The 15,160-nt window shown below is 66.3% G+C and carries 16 protein-coding genes; 7 read left to right on the top strand and 9 right to left on the bottom strand.

The genetic code is table 11. The features are described from left to right. Positions 1 to 25: 25 nt before the first annotated feature. Positions 26 to 3,496: an indolepyruvate ferredoxin oxidoreductase family protein gene (locus AC0ZJQ_RS03810; protein ID WP_155551514.1), complete on the bottom strand. Its 3,471-nt coding sequence runs from the start codon at positions 3,494 to 3,496 to the stop codon at positions 26 to 28. Positions 3,497 to 3,693: 197 nt separating this feature from the next. On the opposite strand from AC0ZJQ_RS03810, the gene AC0ZJQ_RS03805 reads away from it, so the two are divergent. After that, positions 3,694 to 4,164 (top strand): Lrp/AsnC family transcriptional regulator, encoded by a 471-nt coding sequence (locus tag AC0ZJQ_RS03805; RefSeq protein WP_008567373.1) that lies wholly within the window; start codon positions 3,694 to 3,696, stop codon positions 4,162 to 4,164. A 9-nt stretch (positions 4,165 to 4,173) separates the two neighbouring features. Here the strand turns inward: AC0ZJQ_RS03805 and AC0ZJQ_RS03800 are convergent, their stop codons facing one another. From AC0ZJQ_RS03800 to AC0ZJQ_RS03790, 3 genes are all read right to left on the bottom strand, one after another. Beyond that, on the bottom strand, positions 4,174 to 4,869 hold the full coding sequence (locus AC0ZJQ_RS03800) for an anaerobic ribonucleoside-triphosphate reductase activating protein (RefSeq protein WP_476477353.1): 696 nt from the start codon (positions 4,867 to 4,869) through the stop codon (positions 4,174 to 4,176). Further along, positions 4,866 to 5,021, bottom strand: a complete 156-nt coding sequence (nrdD, locus tag AC0ZJQ_RS03795; protein ID WP_003287967.1) for an anaerobic ribonucleoside-triphosphate reductase — start codon at positions 5,019 to 5,021, stop codon at positions 4,866 to 4,868. Before nrdD ends, AC0ZJQ_RS03800 begins: the two co-directional genes overlap by 4 nt. Before the next feature lie 76 nt (positions 5,022 to 5,097). Continuing rightward, positions 5,098 to 7,083: a ribonucleoside triphosphate reductase gene (locus AC0ZJQ_RS03790; protein ID WP_476477352.1), complete on the bottom strand. Its 1,986-nt coding sequence runs from the start codon at positions 7,081 to 7,083 to the stop codon at positions 5,098 to 5,100. 271 nt (positions 7,084 to 7,354) lie between these two features. Here AC0ZJQ_RS03790 and AC0ZJQ_RS03785 point away from each other — a divergent pair, with 271 nt between their 5' ends. Then, positions 7,355 to 8,032 carry a Crp/Fnr family transcriptional regulator gene (locus AC0ZJQ_RS03785; protein WP_003287970.1) on the top strand — a complete coding sequence of 226 codons (678 nt, stop codon included), beginning with the start codon at positions 7,355 to 7,357 and terminating at the stop codon, positions 8,030 to 8,032. Positions 8,033 to 8,131: 99 nt separating this feature from the next. Further along, positions 8,132 to 8,527 (top strand): putative zinc-binding protein, encoded by a 396-nt coding sequence (locus tag AC0ZJQ_RS03780; RefSeq protein ID WP_003287972.1) that lies wholly within the window; start codon positions 8,132 to 8,134, stop codon positions 8,525 to 8,527. 102 nt (positions 8,528 to 8,629) lie between these two features. On the opposite strand, the gene ubiT is transcribed toward AC0ZJQ_RS03780, so the two are convergent. The 5 genes from ubiT to norR all read right to left on the bottom strand — a co-directional run bounded on the left by ubiT (position 8,630) and on the right by norR (position 13,022). Then, positions 8,630 to 9,118: a ubiquinone anaerobic biosynthesis accessory factor UbiT gene (gene ubiT, locus AC0ZJQ_RS03775; RefSeq protein WP_054093521.1), complete on the bottom strand. Its 489-nt coding sequence runs from the start codon at positions 9,116 to 9,118 to the stop codon at positions 8,630 to 8,632. Continuing rightward, entirely contained in the window at positions 9,112 to 10,002 is an 891-nt protein-coding gene (locus AC0ZJQ_RS03770) for a U32 family peptidase (protein WP_003287974.1), read from the bottom strand. Before AC0ZJQ_RS03770 ends, ubiT begins: the two co-directional genes overlap by 7 nt. Before the next feature lie 14 nt (positions 10,003 to 10,016). Beyond that, positions 10,017 to 11,012, bottom strand: coding sequence for a ubiquinone anaerobic biosynthesis protein UbiU (gene ubiU / locus AC0ZJQ_RS03765; protein ID WP_008567383.1), 996 nt, complete (start codon positions 11,010 to 11,012; stop codon positions 10,017 to 10,019). Positions 11,013 to 11,207: 195 nt separating this feature from the next. After that, on the bottom strand, positions 11,208 to 11,417 hold the full coding sequence (locus AC0ZJQ_RS03760) for a hypothetical protein (protein WP_003287976.1): 210 nt from the start codon (positions 11,415 to 11,417) through the stop codon (positions 11,208 to 11,210). An 81-nt stretch (positions 11,418 to 11,498) separates the two neighbouring features. Continuing rightward, positions 11,499 to 13,022, bottom strand: coding sequence for a nitric oxide reductase transcriptional regulator NorR (norR, locus tag AC0ZJQ_RS03755; RefSeq protein WP_476477351.1), 1,524 nt, complete (start codon positions 13,020 to 13,022; stop codon positions 11,499 to 11,501). A 151-nt stretch (positions 13,023 to 13,173) separates the two neighbouring features. Here norR and ytfE point away from each other — a divergent pair, with 151 nt between their 5' ends. From ytfE to AC0ZJQ_RS03735, 4 genes are all read left to right on the top strand, one after another. Then, positions 13,174 to 13,845 (top strand): iron-sulfur cluster repair protein YtfE, encoded by a 672-nt coding sequence (gene ytfE / locus AC0ZJQ_RS03750; protein WP_237264440.1) that lies wholly within the window; start codon positions 13,174 to 13,176, stop codon positions 13,843 to 13,845. 60 nt (positions 13,846 to 13,905) lie between these two features. Next, a complete protein-coding gene (locus AC0ZJQ_RS03745) occupies positions 13,906 to 14,064 on the top strand; it encodes a hypothetical protein (RefSeq protein WP_165594031.1) in 159 nt (52 codons plus the stop codon). A gap of 145 nt (positions 14,065 to 14,209) precedes the next feature. Further along, on the top strand, positions 14,210 to 14,893 hold the full coding sequence (locus AC0ZJQ_RS03740; protein WP_008567389.1) for a Crp/Fnr family transcriptional regulator: 684 nt from the start codon (positions 14,210 to 14,212) through the stop codon (positions 14,891 to 14,893). Positions 14,894 to 14,945: 52 nt separating this feature from the next. Beyond that, complete coding sequence (locus tag AC0ZJQ_RS03735; RefSeq protein WP_165594033.1) at positions 14,946 to 15,143, top strand: DnrP protein; 198 nt, start codon at positions 14,946 to 14,948, stop codon at positions 15,141 to 15,143. Positions 15,144 to 15,160 lie beyond the last annotated feature (17 nt).

Raw genomic sequence — 15,160 nt, 5'->3', positions numbered from 1 at the left:
ACATTCCGGGCGGATGCTGCGCCGCTCACGCCGCCGGCTGGAACAGCCGCACGCTCTGCACTTCGTCGCCTTTGGCCAATTGCTCGCGCAGCAGTTTTTCCTGCTGGTGGACCTTGGCCAGGGCACGCTCCTTCACCGGGCCGTAGCCGCGGATCTGTTCCGGCAGCGCGGCGATGGCCACGGCGGTGCGGTAGTTGGTCGGCTTGAGCTGGGCCAGCAGGTCGGCCACGGTCTTCTCGTAGTCGACGATCAGCTGGCGCTCGACGCGGCGATCATGGCCATAGCCGAACGGATCGAGCGGCGTGCCACGCAGGAAGCGCAGCTTGGCCAGCACACCGAACACATCGAGCATCCACGGGCCGAACTCGCGTTTGCGCGGCTCGCCGGTCACGGGGTCACGCTTGGCCAGCCAGGCCGGGGCGAGATGGAACTGCAGCTTGTAGTCGCCCTCGAACTGCGCCGCCAGTTGCTGGCGGAACTCCGGCTCGCTGTAGAGGCGCGCCACTTCGTACTCGTCCTTGTAGGCCAGCAGCTTGAAGTAGTAACGCGCGACTGCCTTGGACAGCGCCAGATCATCCGCGGTGTCGGCGTCGCGTACGCGCTCCACCAGTTGGCGATAGCGCCGCGCCAGGCCGGCGTTCTGGTACTGGGTGAGGAAGTCCACGCGCCAGTCGACGATCTCTTCCAGCGTCTTGCACACCGGTTCGGCCAGCTCGGCCGGGCGCGCCAGCTGCTCCACCGCGTCGCGCTCGAGCACCGCACGGCGACCCCAGCGGAACGCCTGCAGGTTGAGCTTGGCCGACACACCGTTGAGCTCGATGGCCTTCTCGATGGCCTCGGCGGAGATCGGCAGCAGACCCTGCTGATAGGCGAAGCCGAGCAGGAACAGGTTGGTGGCGATGCTGTCGCCCAACAGCCGCGTGGCCAGGCGGGTGGCGTCGATGAAGTGGGTCTTCTCGGCGCCGACCGCATCGCTGATCGCCTGGCGCATGGCTGCGCCGGGCACCTGGGCATCGGGGTTGCGGGTGAACTCGGCGGTGGCCGCTTCGTGGCTGTTCACCACAGCGTTGCTGTTCAGCTCGTTGAGGCGGGTCAGCGACTCGTCGCCGGCGGCCACCACCAGATCGCAGCCGAGCAGCAGGTCGGCCTCGCCGGCGGCGATACGCACGGCGTAGATGTCACTCTGCTTGGCGGCAATGCGTACGTGGGTGGTCACCGGGCCGAACTTCTGCGCCAGACCGGCCTGGTCGAGCACCGTGCAGCCCTTGCCTTCCAGGTGCGCGGCCATGCCCAGCAGCGCGCCGAGGGTGGTCACGCCGCTGCCGCCGACGCCGGGGATCAGCACGTTCCACGGGCGCTGCAGCGAGGGATGCTGCGGCTCGGGCAACTCGGAGGCTTCAAGGCCATGAGCGACCGCTTCGGGCTTGCGCAGCCCGCCGCCGTGCACGGTGACGAAACTCGGGCAGAAGCCTTCGACGCAGGAGTAGTCCTTGTTGCAGGCGTTCTGGTCGATCTCGCGCTTGCGTCCCAGCTCGGTCTCCAGCGGCAGCACCGACAGGCAGTTGGATTTCTCGCCGCAGTCACCGCAGCCCTCGCACACGGCGGGATTGATGAACACGCGCTTGGCCGGGTCTTCCAGCTTGCCGCGCTTGCGCCGACGGCGCTTCTCGGTGGCGCAGGTCTGGTCGTAGATGATCACCGAGACGCCCTTGAACTCGCGCAGCTCGCGCTGCACGGCGTCCAGTTCGCGGCGGTGGTGGAAGGTGGTGATCGGCGCGAAGCCGGCGCGGCTCGGGTACTTGTCCGGCTCGTCGCTGACCAGGGCGATGCGTTTGACGCCTTCGTCGGCGATCTGCCGGCTGAGCTGGTCGACGCGCAGTTCGCCGTCGATCGGCTGGCCGCCGGTCATCGCCACGGCGTCGTTGTAGAGCACCTTGTAGGTGACGTTGACCCCCGCCGCCACGGCCGCACGGATCGCCAGGCTACCGGAGTGAAAGTAGGTGCCGTCGCCGAGGTTCTGGAACATGTGCGGGGTGTCGGTGAACGGCGCCTGGCCGATCCAGTTGACGCCCTCGCCGCCCATCTGGGTGAAGGTCTCGGTGCGCCGGTCCATCCACTGCACCATGTAATGGCAGCCGATCCCGGCCGAGGCGCGGCTGCCCTCGGGCACCTTGGTCGAGGTGTTGTGCGGGCAGCCGGAGCAATAGTGCGGGGTGCGCACGGTGGTGTAGCTGCGCGCGGCCAGGGCCTTTTCCTTGGCGTCGAGGAAGGCCAGGCGGGTGACGATGCTCTCGCTGGTGTAGATCGGCGCGAGGCGCTTGGCGATGACGCGGGCGATCATCGCCGGAGTCAGTTCGGAGAGGTTCGGCAGCAGCGAATTGCCCTGCTCGTCGAATTCGCCGACCACCCGCGGGCGCTTGTCCACCGGCCAGTTGTAGAGCTGCCCGGTGAGCTGGTCCTCGATGATGCTGCGCTTCTCCTCGACCACCAGAATCTCGTCGAGGCCCTGGGCGAACTCGTGCACCGAGACCGGCTCCAGCGGCCAGCTCATGCCGACCTTGAGCACGCGCAGGCCGATCTGGGCGCAGAGGGTTTCGTCGAAGCCGAGGTCATCCAGCGCCTGGCGCACGTCGAGATAGGACTTGCCGGTGGTGATGATGCCGAGGCGCGGGTTGGGCGAATCGAGCATCACCCGATTCAGGTTGTTGGCGCGGGCAAAGGCGCGCGCAGCGTAGATCTTGAACAGGTTGAGGCGTTTTTCCTGGGCCAGCGGCGGGTCCGGCCAGCGGATGTGCACGCCGTCTTCGGGCAGCTCGAAATCTTCCGGGATGCGCGTCTGCACGCGCAGCGGATCGACCTCCACCACGGCAGAGGAATCGACGTTTTCGGCGATGGTCTTCAGCGCCACCCAGCAGCCGGAGTAGCGCGACAGCTCCCAGCCGATGATGCCGTAGTCGAGGATTTCCTGAACGTTGGCCGGGTTGAGCACCGGAATCGAGGCGGCGATGAAGGCGTGCTCGCTCTGGTGCGGCAGCGTCGAGGATTTGCAGCCGTGGTCGTCACCGGCCAGCAGCAGCACGCCGCCATGCGGGGAGACGCCGGCCGCATTGGCGTGCTTGAACACATCGCCGGCGCGGTCGACGCCAGGGCCCTTGCCGTACCACATGGCGAACACGCCGTCGTACTTGGCACCGGGGAACAGGTTGGTCTGCTGGCTGCCCCACACGGCGGTGGCGGCCAACTCTTCGTTGACACCCGGCTGGAAGTGGATGGCGTTCTGCTTGAGGTAGTCGCGGGCGTCCCAGAGACTCTTGTCCAGCCCGCCGAGTGGCGAGCCGCGGTAGCCGGAGATGAAGCCGCCGGTGTTCAGGCCGCGGGCCTGGTCGCGCTGATGCTGCAACATCGGCAGGCGGGTCAGCGCCTGGGTGCCGGTGAGGTACAGATGACCGGTTGCGAGTCGGTACTTGTCATCCAGACGGATCTCGGCCAGTGACATGGGGCGCTCCTGTTTGTTGTTATCGGAGTCAGGGTGGTCACGGTGTTGCCACCCGCCTTTGCTCGGACAGGGGATCGCCCTGCCTGCACGTGAGTACAGTCTGGCTGCGACAAACAGAGATTTTCTTTCTACTTTTGCGTTGGAACGGCCGTGCCGTGCATGATCATTTCGCGAACAACAATAAAACAGGAACAACCATGCAGCCCTCCCCCCTCAGCCCCATCGACCGCAAGATTCTCCTGCTGCTGCAGCACAACGCCGATCTGTCCGCCGCGGAGATCGCCGAGAAGGTCGAGCTGTCGCAATCGCCGTGCTGGCGACGGATCAACCGCATGCAGGAGGAAGGGCTGATCGAGCGCAAGGTCGCTCTGCTCAACCCGAAGAAGCTCGGGCTGAACATGACGGTGTTCGTCAACATCAAGCTCTCGGCGCATGGACGCAGCAATCTGGACGAGTTCGAGCAGGCAGTGGTGGGTTACCCCGAGGTGCTGGAGTGCTACACCATGGCCGGCGAGTCGGACTATCTGCTCAAGGTGGTGGCCCGAGACATCGACAGCTACGAGCGCTTCCTGCGCGACCAGCTGCTGCAGCGCCCGCACGTACAGGAGGCGCACTCGCACATCGCCATGAGCGAGGTGAAGCGCACCACGGAGCTGCCGCTGGATTGAGTCGCGCGCTCAACCGCGCACGACGAACGAGGGGAACAGCCGGTCCAGGCGCTCCCAGAGACGTTGCAGGTCATACGGCGCCGTGCTGTCGGCCAGGCTGGAGTCGAGCATGCGCGCGGTGCGCACGCACTGCACCACGAAGCGTTCGACGCCACGGGTGCGCAGACGCTGGGCCATGTCCCAGAGCTGCTCGGCATCGAACAGATTCCAGTGCACGGTGGTCCGGCACTCGTGCTCGACGCCACTTTCCAGCAGATGGTCGAGGCTCTTCCAGTTGGCCTTGCCGCTGCCCTCCACGCCGGTGATCAGCGTGCTCTGCTCGGGCAGTGCCTTGATGTCGAAGCCGACCCAGTCCACCAGCGGCAGCACCTGACGAAACAGCTTCGGCTTGATCCCGGCACTGTGCAGGCCGACCTTGTAGCCCAGCGCCCGCACCTGGGCGATGGCCTCCGGTAGCGCGGTCTGCAGGGTCGGTTCGCCACCGCTGAACACCACCGCCTCGAGCAGGCCGATGCGTTGCTCGAGGAACGCGAGAATCTCCGCCCAGGGCTTTTCCTCACTGCCGCAGGCGGGGATCAGCTGCGGGTTGTGACAGTAGCGACAGCGCCAGCCGCAGCCCTGGCAGAACAGCACGCAGGCCAGATGATCGGGGAAATCCAGGGTGGTCAGGGGCACGAGGCCCCCGACGCGCAGCGCTGCGGTCACCGCGCCGCCGCTTCGGTGAAATGCAGGCGCTCGCGGTGCTCGGACTGCTTGCCCGGATTGAACGCCGCGACCGGGCGGTGATAGCCCATCACGCGGGTCCAGACTTCACAACGCTGGCGTTGGTCCTGGGGCAGTTGGCTGGCTTGGCTCATGGTGCTTCTCCTTACTTGCTGGGGTGTGAGTATGCAGCGCCGCACCATGCGGAGCTGCGGGGCATGGGGTCGCAGTTCAGGCGGGCAATGCCGCTTCGGCGCGCTGCTTGTGCAGCAGGGCCTCGTCGCACTTCGGGCAGAACTCGTGCTCGCCGGCCAGGTAGCCGTGCACCGGGCAGATCGAGAACGTCGGCGTCACCGTCAGGTACGGCAGGCGGAAACGCGACAGCGCGTTGCGCACCAGCTTCTTGCAGGCCTCGGTGGAGGAAATCTGCTCGGCCATGTACAGGTGCAGCACGGTGCCGCCGGTGTACTTGGTCTGCAGCTCGTCCTGCAGCGCCAGTGCCTCGAAGGGATCGTCGGTGAAGCCCACTGGCAGCTGCGAGGAGTTGGTGTAGTACGGCGCTTCGGCCGAGCCGGCCTGGAGGATGTCCGGGAAGCGCTTCTTGTCTTCCTTGGCGAAGCGGTAGGTGGTGCCCTCGGCGGGCGTCGCCTCGAGGTTGTAGAGGTGGCCGGTGGCTTCCTGGAACTGCACCAGCCGCGCGCGGACATGGTCGAGCAGCTCCACGGCCAGCACGCGGCCGGCCGGCGTGTGCATGCCTTCGCTGTCGTCGGTGAAGTTGCGCACCATCTCGTGCAGGCCGTTCACGCCGATGGTGGAGAAGTGATTGCGTAGCGTGCCGAGGTAACGCTTGGTGTACGGGTAGAGCCCGGCATCCATGTGATGCTGGATCACCTTGCGCTTGACCTCGAGGCTCTGCCGCGCCATGTCCAGCAGCGCGTCCAGATGCTCGAGCAGCGCGGCCTTGTCGCCGGCGTGCAGATAGCCCAGCCGCGCGCAGTTGATGGTCACCACGCCGAGCGAGCCGGTCTGCTCGGCCGAACCGAACAGCCCGCCGCCGCGCTTGAGCAACTCGCGCACGTCCAGTTGCAGGCGACAGCACATCGAGCGCACCTGGTTGGGCTGCATGTCCGAGTTGAGGAAGTTCTGGAAGTACGGCAGCCCGTAACGCGCGGTCATCTCGAACAGACGCTCGGCATTCTCGCTGTCCCAGGGGAAATCGTGGGTGATGTTGTAGGTCGGAATCGGGAAGGTGAACACCCGGCCCAGACCGTCGCCAGCCTGCATGACTTCTATATAGGCGCGGTTGATCAGCTCCATCTCCGCCTGCAGCTCGCCGTAGGCGAAGGGCATCTCCTCGCCGCCGATATAGGGAATCTGCTCGCGCAAGTCCTCGGGACAGACCCAGTCGAAGGTCAGGTTGGTGAACGGTGTCTGCGTGCCCCAGCGCGACGGCACGTTGAGGTTGTAGATGAATTCCTGGATCGCCTGGCGCACCTCGTCAAAACCGAGGTTGTCCTTGCGCACGAAGGGCGCGAGATAGGTATCGAACGAGCTGAACGCCTGCGCGCCGGCCCATTCGTTCTGCAGCGTGCCGAGGAAGTTGACCATCTGCCCCAGCGCGCTGGAAAGGTGCTTGGGCGGCCCCGCCTCGACCCGCCCGGGAATGCCGTTGAAGCCCTCGTTGAGCAGCGTGCGCAGCGACCAGCCGGCGCAGTAGCCGGCGAGCATGTCCAGATCATGGATGTGCAGATCGCCGTCGCGGTGAGCGCGGCCGATTTCCGGGCTGTAGACCTCGTCCAGCCAGTAGTTGGCGGTCACCTTGCCGGACACGTTGAGGATCAGCCCGCCCAGCGAATAGCCCTGGTTGGCGTTGGCACGCACGCGCCAGTCCTCGCGCGAGAGGTACTCGTTCATCGACGAGGCGACATCGACGATGGCCTTGCGGTCGCGGCGCAGGCGCCCGTGCCGCTCGCGGTAGACGATGTAGGCCCGCGCGGTGTCGAAGTAGCCGGCGCGCATCAGTGCATGTTCGACGCGATCCTGCACCTGTTCGACATCGACCTCGTCCAGCCCGGCAAGCTGCCGCTGCACGGTGTCGGCCAAGGTCAGCGCCGCCGCATCGCCGAATTCGCCAGTGGCCTCACCCGCCGCAGCGATGGCGCGGCTGATCTTGTCCAGTTCGAATGCGACCCGCCGTCCATCGCGCTTGCGCAACATCCTTGACACCGCTCCCTCAACCCGCTCGTCCATCCCGCCTCCGAAATACTATATGTTGATATTCAATACGAACTTACACACAAGATAGTGGGAATCTACGGACTAAACGGTTACGGCGAATTGACCATCATCAAGTCGGGCAAAACATCGACGGGAGGTGGTGGGCGGCGTGCGACGACGCCCCAACTTGTCCGCGGTCAAGGAAAATCCGGGCAGCCACCTTCTAGGATGCAGCCTCGAACCATCCCGGCCCGGTGCCGGGGGAGGAGCCATGCTTACAGAACCGTCGCTCATCGCCGGGCTGCGCCGTCATCACCTGTTCAGTCGCCTGCCGGAAGCCGCCATGCAGGAAATCTGCGCCACGGCCAACCTCAAGCGCCTGCCTGCAGGTGCTTCGCTATTCCATCAGGGCGACAAGGCCGACCGCTTCTATTTCCTGTTCAGCGGGCAGATCAAGCTGCACCGGGTGATCTGCGACGGTCAGGAGAAACTGGTCGAGGTGATGCGTCCGGGCGAGTCGTTTGCCGAGGCGCTGCTGTTTCGCGGCACCCCGCTGTATCCGGTCAGCGCCACGGCGCTCAAGACCAGCCTGGTCGCCAGCCTGAACGGCCCGCAGTACCGCCGCATGCTTGAGGAGCACCCGGCGATCTGCCTGGAAATCCTCGCCACGCTCAGTGTGCGCCTGCACCAGCGCATGGGCGAAATCGACACCCTCACGCTGGCCAACGCCAGTCGCCGAGTGGCGCGCTTTCTCGCCCAGGCGCAGAGCGACGACAGCGGCGTGATCACACTCGACGTGCCCAAGCGGCTGATCGCCTCCAAGCTGGGCATCCAGCCGGAAACCTTTTCGCGCATCCTGCATCGGCTGGTCGAGTCCGGAACCATCGCCGTGCAACGCCGCCGTATCGAGATTCTCGACAGCCGCGCGCTGACCGCCTACGACGAGTAGGCCTGCGGCGGATCGCCTCAGGCATCTTGATCATCATCAAGGCCGCGCCCGGGGTCGGGCGCGATACTGCCTTTCGGTTTCACGCAGCGGGAGGAGCTCATGACCAAGTCCAGCATTCAACCTTTGGTGTATTCCTGCTCGGGCTGCTCCAACGTGGCGCAGATGGCCAATACCCTCGCCGTACGTCTCGATCGCGCCGGGCTGGCGGAAATGTCCTGCATTGCCGGCGTCGGCGGTCGCGTCGAGGCGCTGGTGCGCAAGGCGCATTCCGGCCGGCCGATCCTGGCCATCGACGGCTGCCCGCTGCACTGCGCACGCGCGTGCCTGGCCCAGCATGGCGTCACGCCCGACGTGCACATCACCCTCAGCAGCTACGGCCTGCGCAAGCGCTATCGCGAGGACTGCAGCGCGGAAGAAGCCGACGCGTTGTTCGAGGATATGAAGGACATCATCGCCAGCGACCGCATGCAGCCGCGCCGCCTGCGGGTCTGCTGAAGCGCAACGCTCCACCTGCGCGCGCTTAGCGGCGCTGCGAAGTACGCATAAAAAAGGCGGGGCATGCCCCGCCTTGTCGCCCCCCTCAGAGCAACTGTCCTGTTACGCCGGCTGCGCCTTGCCCGCGCGCGCCACTTCCTCGCCGGCACCTTGCAGCATCTTCCACAACCAAGACGGCAGCGTATCGGGATCGAGGCTGTCGATCAGGTTCTTGATCGCCAGGCCCAGCTCGGTATCGCCTTCGATGATCAGCCGACGACGGAAGAACAGCGTGTCCGGGTCTTCCTGACGGCTGGCCAGCAGGAGGAATTCGCGCCAGTTGCCGCGGATGCTCACCTCCACCGGCGCCTGCGCGGCGATGCGCAGCTTTTCCCGCTCGCAGGTCAGGCACCAGGCCAGTCCGAGGTCGATGACCTCGAGCTTCATCCAGTGACCTTCCAGCACGTCGAAGGCGCCGTCGGCCAGCGCCTCGGCGAAGATCTGATTGAGACTGCGCTCCAGCGCCAGGCGCTGCAGCAGGAACGGCGTCTTGGCCGCCAGCGGCAGCAGACGCCCGCCGAGGTTCACCAGATGGGCACGCGGGTTCAGCATAAACCGGCCTCCTCGGCACGCAGCATGCCCGGCTGGCCATGCCAATAACCATTGCAACCGTCCACCGCCAGCGGCGGCAGTGCGCCCTTGCGCACGGCGTCGAACGCGGCGATCACCTCTTCCATGCCGGCGGCACGCGGGCTCAGACGCAGCAGGTCGGCACCGCTGTCGACCAGCCCTTCGTAGTCGGCCAGCAGGTTGCTGACCGAGGCGGACATGGTCTGGATGCCGTTGATGGTGAACAGCGCCTCACCTTCCTGGCTGAGCAACGGGATGCCCTCCGGGTAGTTCTGGCAGCAGAACTGGCAATCATCCTTCGGCCGGTTCTCGGCACGGGCGGTGAAGCAGCGCGCCGAATAGGCCAGCGGCAGGTGGCCGTAGGCGAAGATTTCGATCTCCGGCAGCGTGACGCCCAGTCCCTGCAGCTGCGCGCGGGCACTCTTGATCAGCGCGCCAGAGGCTTCCACCGGCGGGACCCAGCGCTGCATGCCACTGTTGACCAGTTCGGCCAGAGCATGGCCGTTGTACAGGTTCAGCGCCGGACCGCCGACGAACGGCAGCTTGCGCTCGGCCAGCAGCTGCACCGCGCCCATGTCGTTGGCTTCGACCAGCAGCTGGCCGTTGTCGCACAGGCGCCGCAGGCTGGAGAGTTCGGAGGCCGCCTCGACCAGCGTCAGGCCGGACAGCACCAGTTGCGCCGAGGTGACCTCGGCCAGATCGCGCGCCAGCCCCAGCCAGTCGTCGAGCATCATCGCGCGGCGCTTGGAGCAGACGGTTTCGCCCATGTAGATCACGTCCAGCGGCTGGCTGGCCATGTTGGCGTAGAAGTCCAGGGTCTGCTGACGGTCCCAGTAGAACAGGATGGGGCCCAGGGAAAGTTTCATGGTGGCTTCCTCGTTCATTGCCAGGCCCGGTGGTAGGCACCCAGGGTGGTTTGCGAGCCTTCGGACAGCCCGTCGAGCGCCTCGCGCCAGGCCGGCTGCACGCTGTAGCGCTGCGGGGCCTTGAGGTAGCTGTCCAGCGCGGCGCGCCAGACGCGGGTGACCTGCTCGACATAGGCCGGGCTGCGCTGGCGGCCTTCAATCTTCATAGCGGTGACGCCGATGGCGGCCAGTTCGGGAATCAGGTCGAGGGTGTTCAGACTGGTCGGCTCTTCGAGCGCGTGGAAACGCTGGCCATTGACCATGAAGCGGCCTTTGCACAGCGTCGGATAGCCGGCCGATTCGCCCTCGGCGTAGCGGTCGATGAGCACGTTGTTCAGGCGCGAGGTCAGCCCTTCGGGCTCCTCGCTCCAGCGCACCGCCTTGGCCGGCGAGCAGACGCCGCAAAGGTTCGGCGACTCGCCGGTGAGATAGGACGACAGGTGGCAGCGGCCCTCGGCCATGATGCACAGGCTGCCGAAGGCGAACACCTCGATCGGCACCGGGCTGCTGGCGGCGACCTGCTTGACCTGCTTGAGCGACAGCACGCGCGGCAGCACCGCACGACTGATGCCGTAGCGCTCCTGGTAGAACCCCAGCGACGCGGCGTTGGTCGCCGAGCCCTGTACCGAGAGGTGCAGCTTGAGCTTGGGGTGACGCTTGCTGGCGTAGCCGAGCACGCCGGGGTCGGCGGCAATCAATGCATCGACGCCGAGGTCGGCGGCCTGATCCACCGAGCGCTGCCAGCGCTCCCAGCCTTCGGGTTGCGCATAGGTGTTGACGGCCACGTACAGCTGCCGGCCCTTCTCGCGGATCAGCTGCAGACCCTTGTCGAGCTGCTTCTCGTCGAGGTTGAGTCCGGCGAAGTGACGGGCGTTGGTGTCGTCGCGAAAACCGACATAGATGGCATCGGCGCCCTGCTGGACGGCGGCCTTGAGCGCGGGCAGGCTTCCTGCCGGGCAGACCAGGTGCATGGCAACTCCTAGACGTTCGGATAATGCGCGCTGCACCCCGAGGTACAGCGATCGTTCGGGCTGAACGGAGCAAAAACAGCCGGCAGTCTAGGCAGCTGACAGGGGGCCAGCATTGATGGGCGTCAAGATCGACCCGGGGGCAGCCGGCGCCACGAGCGCCGCGCGCGGCATGGCGAAAACCCGACGGACAGCGGCTCAGACGCCTTCGTCGCCCTCAAATTCCTCGGTGGCGCGGGCGACCATCTGCCGCCAGGCGCCGGACTCTTCGCCCAGCAGGCGCATGGCCTTGAGCGTGGCGACAAAGGCTTCGCGATAGTGCAGCGGTTCGTTTTCGCGGGCGGCCAGCTCGGCATGAGCCAGCGCCTGGCTCAGCAAGCCGTCGAATTCTTCCTGGTTCAGCGCCATGACGGGTCTCCTCGGCGGGTGCGCAATGAGGGTAGACCATGCCGTCGCGCCAGCGTCTCCAACCGGCCGACGACCGTCGCGCTACTTGAGCTTGAGCCGGCGCGCCAGCTTGTGCAGGTTGCTCGGATCGACATCCAGCAGCCGCGCGGCCTGCGCCCAGTTTTCACCGCTGGCCTCGAGCGCTCGGACGATGGCCAGGCGCCGGCTGGCATCCACCGTCTCGCGCAGCGGCAGGATTCGCTCGCCCACCTGCAGCGGCTCGACCACCACCGCAGCAGGGCCTTCGGGACGACTGTCCAGCGCCAGCATGTCCGCCTCCAGGGTGAGGATCTCGCTGCGCGAGCCACCGCGGCTGAGCAGACGCAGCGCGGCGCGGCTGATCACGTGCTCCAACTCACGCACATTGCCCGGCCAGTCGTAACCGAGCAGCGCGCGCTCGGCGGTCGGCGACAGGCGCACACTGCGCAGCCCCAGGCGAGCGCGATTGAGTTCGAGGAAGTGCCCGGCAAGGATCAGCACATCGTTGCCGCGCTCGCGCAGCGGCGGGATCGGCGCCGGGTAGACCGACAGGCGATGGTAGAGATCGGCGCGGAAATGCCCGTCGCGTACGCTGTCGCGCAGGTTGCGGTTGGTCGCGGCGATGATGCGCACATCCACCCGCCGCGGCTGATCCGCCCCCAGGCGCTGGATCTCGCCGTTCTGCAGCGCACGCAGCAGCTTGGCCTGTACCGTCAGCGGCAGCTCGCCAACCTCGTCGAGCAGCAGCGTGCCGCCATTGGCTGCGTCGAACCGACCCGGGCGGTCGGTGGTGGCGCCGGAGAACGCACCTTTGACGTGGCCGAACAGCTCGCTCTCGGCCAGCGACTCGGGCAGCGCCGCGCAGTTGACGTGCACCAGCGGCTTGTTGCGCCGCCGCGAGTGGCGGTGCAACCAGCGGGCGAACAGCTCCTTGCCGACACCGGTTTCGCCGAGCAGCAGCACCGGCAGCTCGGAATCGGCGACCACCTGCAGCTCGCGCAGCAGATCGCGGATCACCGCGCTGTGGCCGAGGATTTCGCCGTCATCCTGAATCAGCCGCGCCTCCAGCGTATCCGTGCGTGCCAGGCGCAGGCCGCGATTCTCGTGCTCCAGACGGGTGATGCGCACCGCCGCCTCGATCACCAGCGCATAGCGCTGCAGGTCGCGGCGTGCGTCATCGTCGAAGGTGCCGGCATGCAGCGCATCGAGCGTCAGCGCGCCCCACAGCTTGCCTTCAACGTAGAGGCTGACGCCCATGCAGTCATGTACCGGCAGCGGTTCGCCGACGCGCTCGTCGAGCAGGCCGTCGTAGGGATCGGGCAGTCGGCTGTCCGGCTCGAACCACGTCGGCTCGCGCTGCGAGAGGATGGCCGCCAGCCGCGGATGCTGGGCGACGACGAAGCGCCGGCCGAGCGCCTCCTGCACCAGCCCGACCGCTGCCATCGGCCGCAGGCTGTCGTCGTCCAGGCGCAGCAGCACCACGGCGCCGCAGCGAAACCGCTGATGCAGGGTGTGCACCAGCCGTTGCAGACGCACCGCGTTGGGCAGTTCGGTGACCAGGTCGGCGAGAAGCGCTTCTTCCATCATGGTTTTTCGGACCCTCAAGGTTTTTATAACCCTAACGGCGAATGGTCGATTTAACCAGCACGAATTGCCAAGCCCCGAGAATTCGCCGGTTCCGACCTGGCACAACGCTTGCGACCGTGCAGACAACTTCCCACCAACCGGATATTCGATCATGACCGTTGCGTTGACCGATCAAACCCTTGGCAATCTGGCCTGCTCCATCCCCGGCGCTACCCGCGTGTTCCATCAGTACCGCCTGGACTTCTGCTGCGGCGGCAACGTTCCGCTGCATGAAGCCGCCACCAGCCGCGGCCTCGACGCCGCGCAGATCGCAGCCGAACTGGCGGCGCTCGGCGCCTCGGCCGATGGCGAGCCGGACTGGCGCAGCGCCCCGACCAACGAGCTGATCGAACACATCCTCGAGCGCTTCCACGAGCGCCACCGCGAGCAGCTGCCCGAACTGATCCGCCTGGCCAGCCGCGTCGAACACGTGCACGGTGCCAAGCCGGACTGTCCGAACGGACTGGCCGAGATGCTGTGGACCCTGCAGCAGGAGCTGGAAAGCCACATGCTCAAGGAAGAACAGATCCTCTTCCCGATGCTGCAGCGCGGCATCAAGACCCCGCAGACCGACGGCCCGATCTCGGTGATGCGCTACGAGCACGACCAGCATGGCGACGCGCTGGCGCGACTGTCCGCGCTGACCAACGACATCACCCCGCCGGTCAACGCCTGCAACACCTGGCGTGCGCTGTACCGCGGGCTGGAAGAGCTGCGCGGCGATCTGATGCAGCACATCCACCTGGAAAACAACATTCTCTTTCGTGGTGCCGAAGCCCGCTGAAGAAAGAGACATGCCGTGGCGGACGGCGTGTCCGCCACTCCTGCAGTAACGGAGGCCCGCATGAACAAAGTCATCCAACCCCTGGCCTGGGGCCTTGCCCTGGCCTCGATCCTGGCGACCGCGAGCAGCCTGGCGCTGGATCTGGTCGCCAGCACCGCCCAGCCCGTCATCCAGAACCCGCAGGCGGTCGCCGAACTGCAGCCGTTGCGCGCCGAGTAGACCTCGCCGCGCAGCTCGGAGAGCGCTCGAACCGACGCGCCGGTCAATGCTATCGTCGCATCACCGCCGTGCGCCTTCGGTCCAGGCCGAGCCGCTGAGCGGTCGAGCTCGCGCTCCTCACATCAAGAACTCAGGAATGCCTTGCATGGTGCTTCATCGCGTACATCACCAGATTCTTCGCAGCCACCACCTGTTCGAGCCGTTGAACGACGAACAGATGGACGAGCTGATGAATGCCAGCCAGCTGCTCAATCTCGACAAGGGCGACAACCTGTTCCTGCAGGGCGAGCCGGCGCATTCGTTCTACTTCGTGATTTCCGGCGCCATCAAGATCTACCGCCTGACGCCTGATGGTCAGGAGAAGGTCTTCGAGGTCATCGGCAACCGGCAGACCTTCGCCGAAGCCATGATGCTGATGGACACACCCAACTACGTCGCCTCGGCGCAGGCGGTGTGCCCGTCGCAGGTCTACCGCTTCTCCAACACGGCCTACATGCGCCTGCTGGAGGCCAACCAGCGCCTGGCCTTCGCCCTGCTCGGCAAACTCAGCGTGCGCCTGCACCAGCGGATCAACGAGATCGAAACGCTGTCGCTGAAGAACGCCACCCACCGCGTGGTGCGTTATCTGCTGACCCAGCTGGCGCGGGTCAAGGACGGCAGCACCAGCTTCGAGCTGCCGATGGCCAAGCAGCTGGTGGCCGGGCACCTGTCGATTCAGCCGGAAACCTTCTCGCGGATCATCCGCCGCCTGATCGACGAGGAAATCATCGCCCAGGAAGGCCGGCTGATCAGCATCCTCGATCGCCAGCGGCTGGAGCAGTTCGAATGAGCCGACGCGGGCCCCTCGCCCTGCCGCATCCGTAGCCACAGGAGCATCGACCATGCCCAAATGCCTCTACTGCCAGGAGGAAAATCCACCGTACCAGGCCGACTGCCTGAACTGCGGCATGCCGCTGCCGGCACGGGCCGACGGCGCCGGCGAGCGGCGTCAGCGGCGCTTCCTGTGGTTCTGCATCGCGCTGACCGTCTTCTGCGCGGTGATGATCGTCTGGCTGCCGCGCGGCAGCATCTTCGGCTAAAGCCACCCGGCTCGCAC

The organism is Stutzerimonas sp. 21-1 (genome assembly GCF_056336065.1).
This window is presented reverse-complemented; position numbering and strand designations above follow the sequence as displayed.

Excerpts from the sequence above, each read along its gene's own strand:
- AC0ZJQ_RS03810 (WP_155551514.1), bottom strand. The coding sequence starts at position 3,496 with ATGTCACTGGCCGAGATCCGTCTGGATGACAAGTACCGACTCGCAACC.
- AC0ZJQ_RS03805 (WP_008567373.1), top strand. The coding sequence starts at position 3,694 with ATGCAGCCCTCCCCCCTCAGCCCCATCGACCGCAAGATTCTCCTGCTG.
- nrdD (WP_003287967.1), bottom strand. The coding sequence starts at position 5,021 with ATGAGCCAAGCCAGCCAACTGCCCCAGGACCAACGCCAGCGTTGTGAA.
- AC0ZJQ_RS03790 (WP_476477352.1), bottom strand. The coding sequence starts at position 7,083 with ATGTTGCGCAAGCGCGATGGACGGCGGGTCGCATTCGAACTGGACAAG.
- AC0ZJQ_RS03785 (WP_003287970.1), top strand. The coding sequence starts at position 7,355 with ATGCTTACAGAACCGTCGCTCATCGCCGGGCTGCGCCGTCATCACCTG.
- AC0ZJQ_RS03780 (WP_003287972.1), top strand. The coding sequence starts at position 8,132 with ATGACCAAGTCCAGCATTCAACCTTTGGTGTATTCCTGCTCGGGCTGC.
- ubiT (WP_054093521.1), bottom strand. The coding sequence starts at position 9,118 with ATGCTGAACCCGCGTGCCCATCTGGTGAACCTCGGCGGGCGTCTGCTG.
- AC0ZJQ_RS03770 (WP_003287974.1), bottom strand. The coding sequence starts at position 10,002 with ATGAAACTTTCCCTGGGCCCCATCCTGTTCTACTGGGACCGTCAGCAG.
- ubiU (WP_008567383.1), bottom strand. The coding sequence starts at position 11,012 with ATGCACCTGGTCTGCCCGGCAGGAAGCCTGCCCGCGCTCAAGGCCGCC.
- AC0ZJQ_RS03760 (WP_003287976.1), bottom strand. The coding sequence starts at position 11,417 with ATGGCGCTGAACCAGGAAGAATTCGACGGCTTGCTGAGCCAGGCGCTG.
- norR (WP_476477351.1), bottom strand. The coding sequence starts at position 13,022 with ATGATGGAAGAAGCGCTTCTCGCCGACCTGGTCACCGAACTGCCCAAC.
- ytfE (WP_237264440.1), top strand. The coding sequence starts at position 13,174 with ATGACCGTTGCGTTGACCGATCAAACCCTTGGCAATCTGGCCTGCTCC.
- AC0ZJQ_RS03745 (WP_165594031.1), top strand. The coding sequence starts at position 13,906 with ATGAACAAAGTCATCCAACCCCTGGCCTGGGGCCTTGCCCTGGCCTCG.
- AC0ZJQ_RS03740 (WP_008567389.1), top strand. The coding sequence starts at position 14,210 with ATGGTGCTTCATCGCGTACATCACCAGATTCTTCGCAGCCACCACCTG.
- AC0ZJQ_RS03735 (WP_165594033.1), top strand. The coding sequence starts at position 14,946 with ATGCCCAAATGCCTCTACTGCCAGGAGGAAAATCCACCGTACCAGGCC.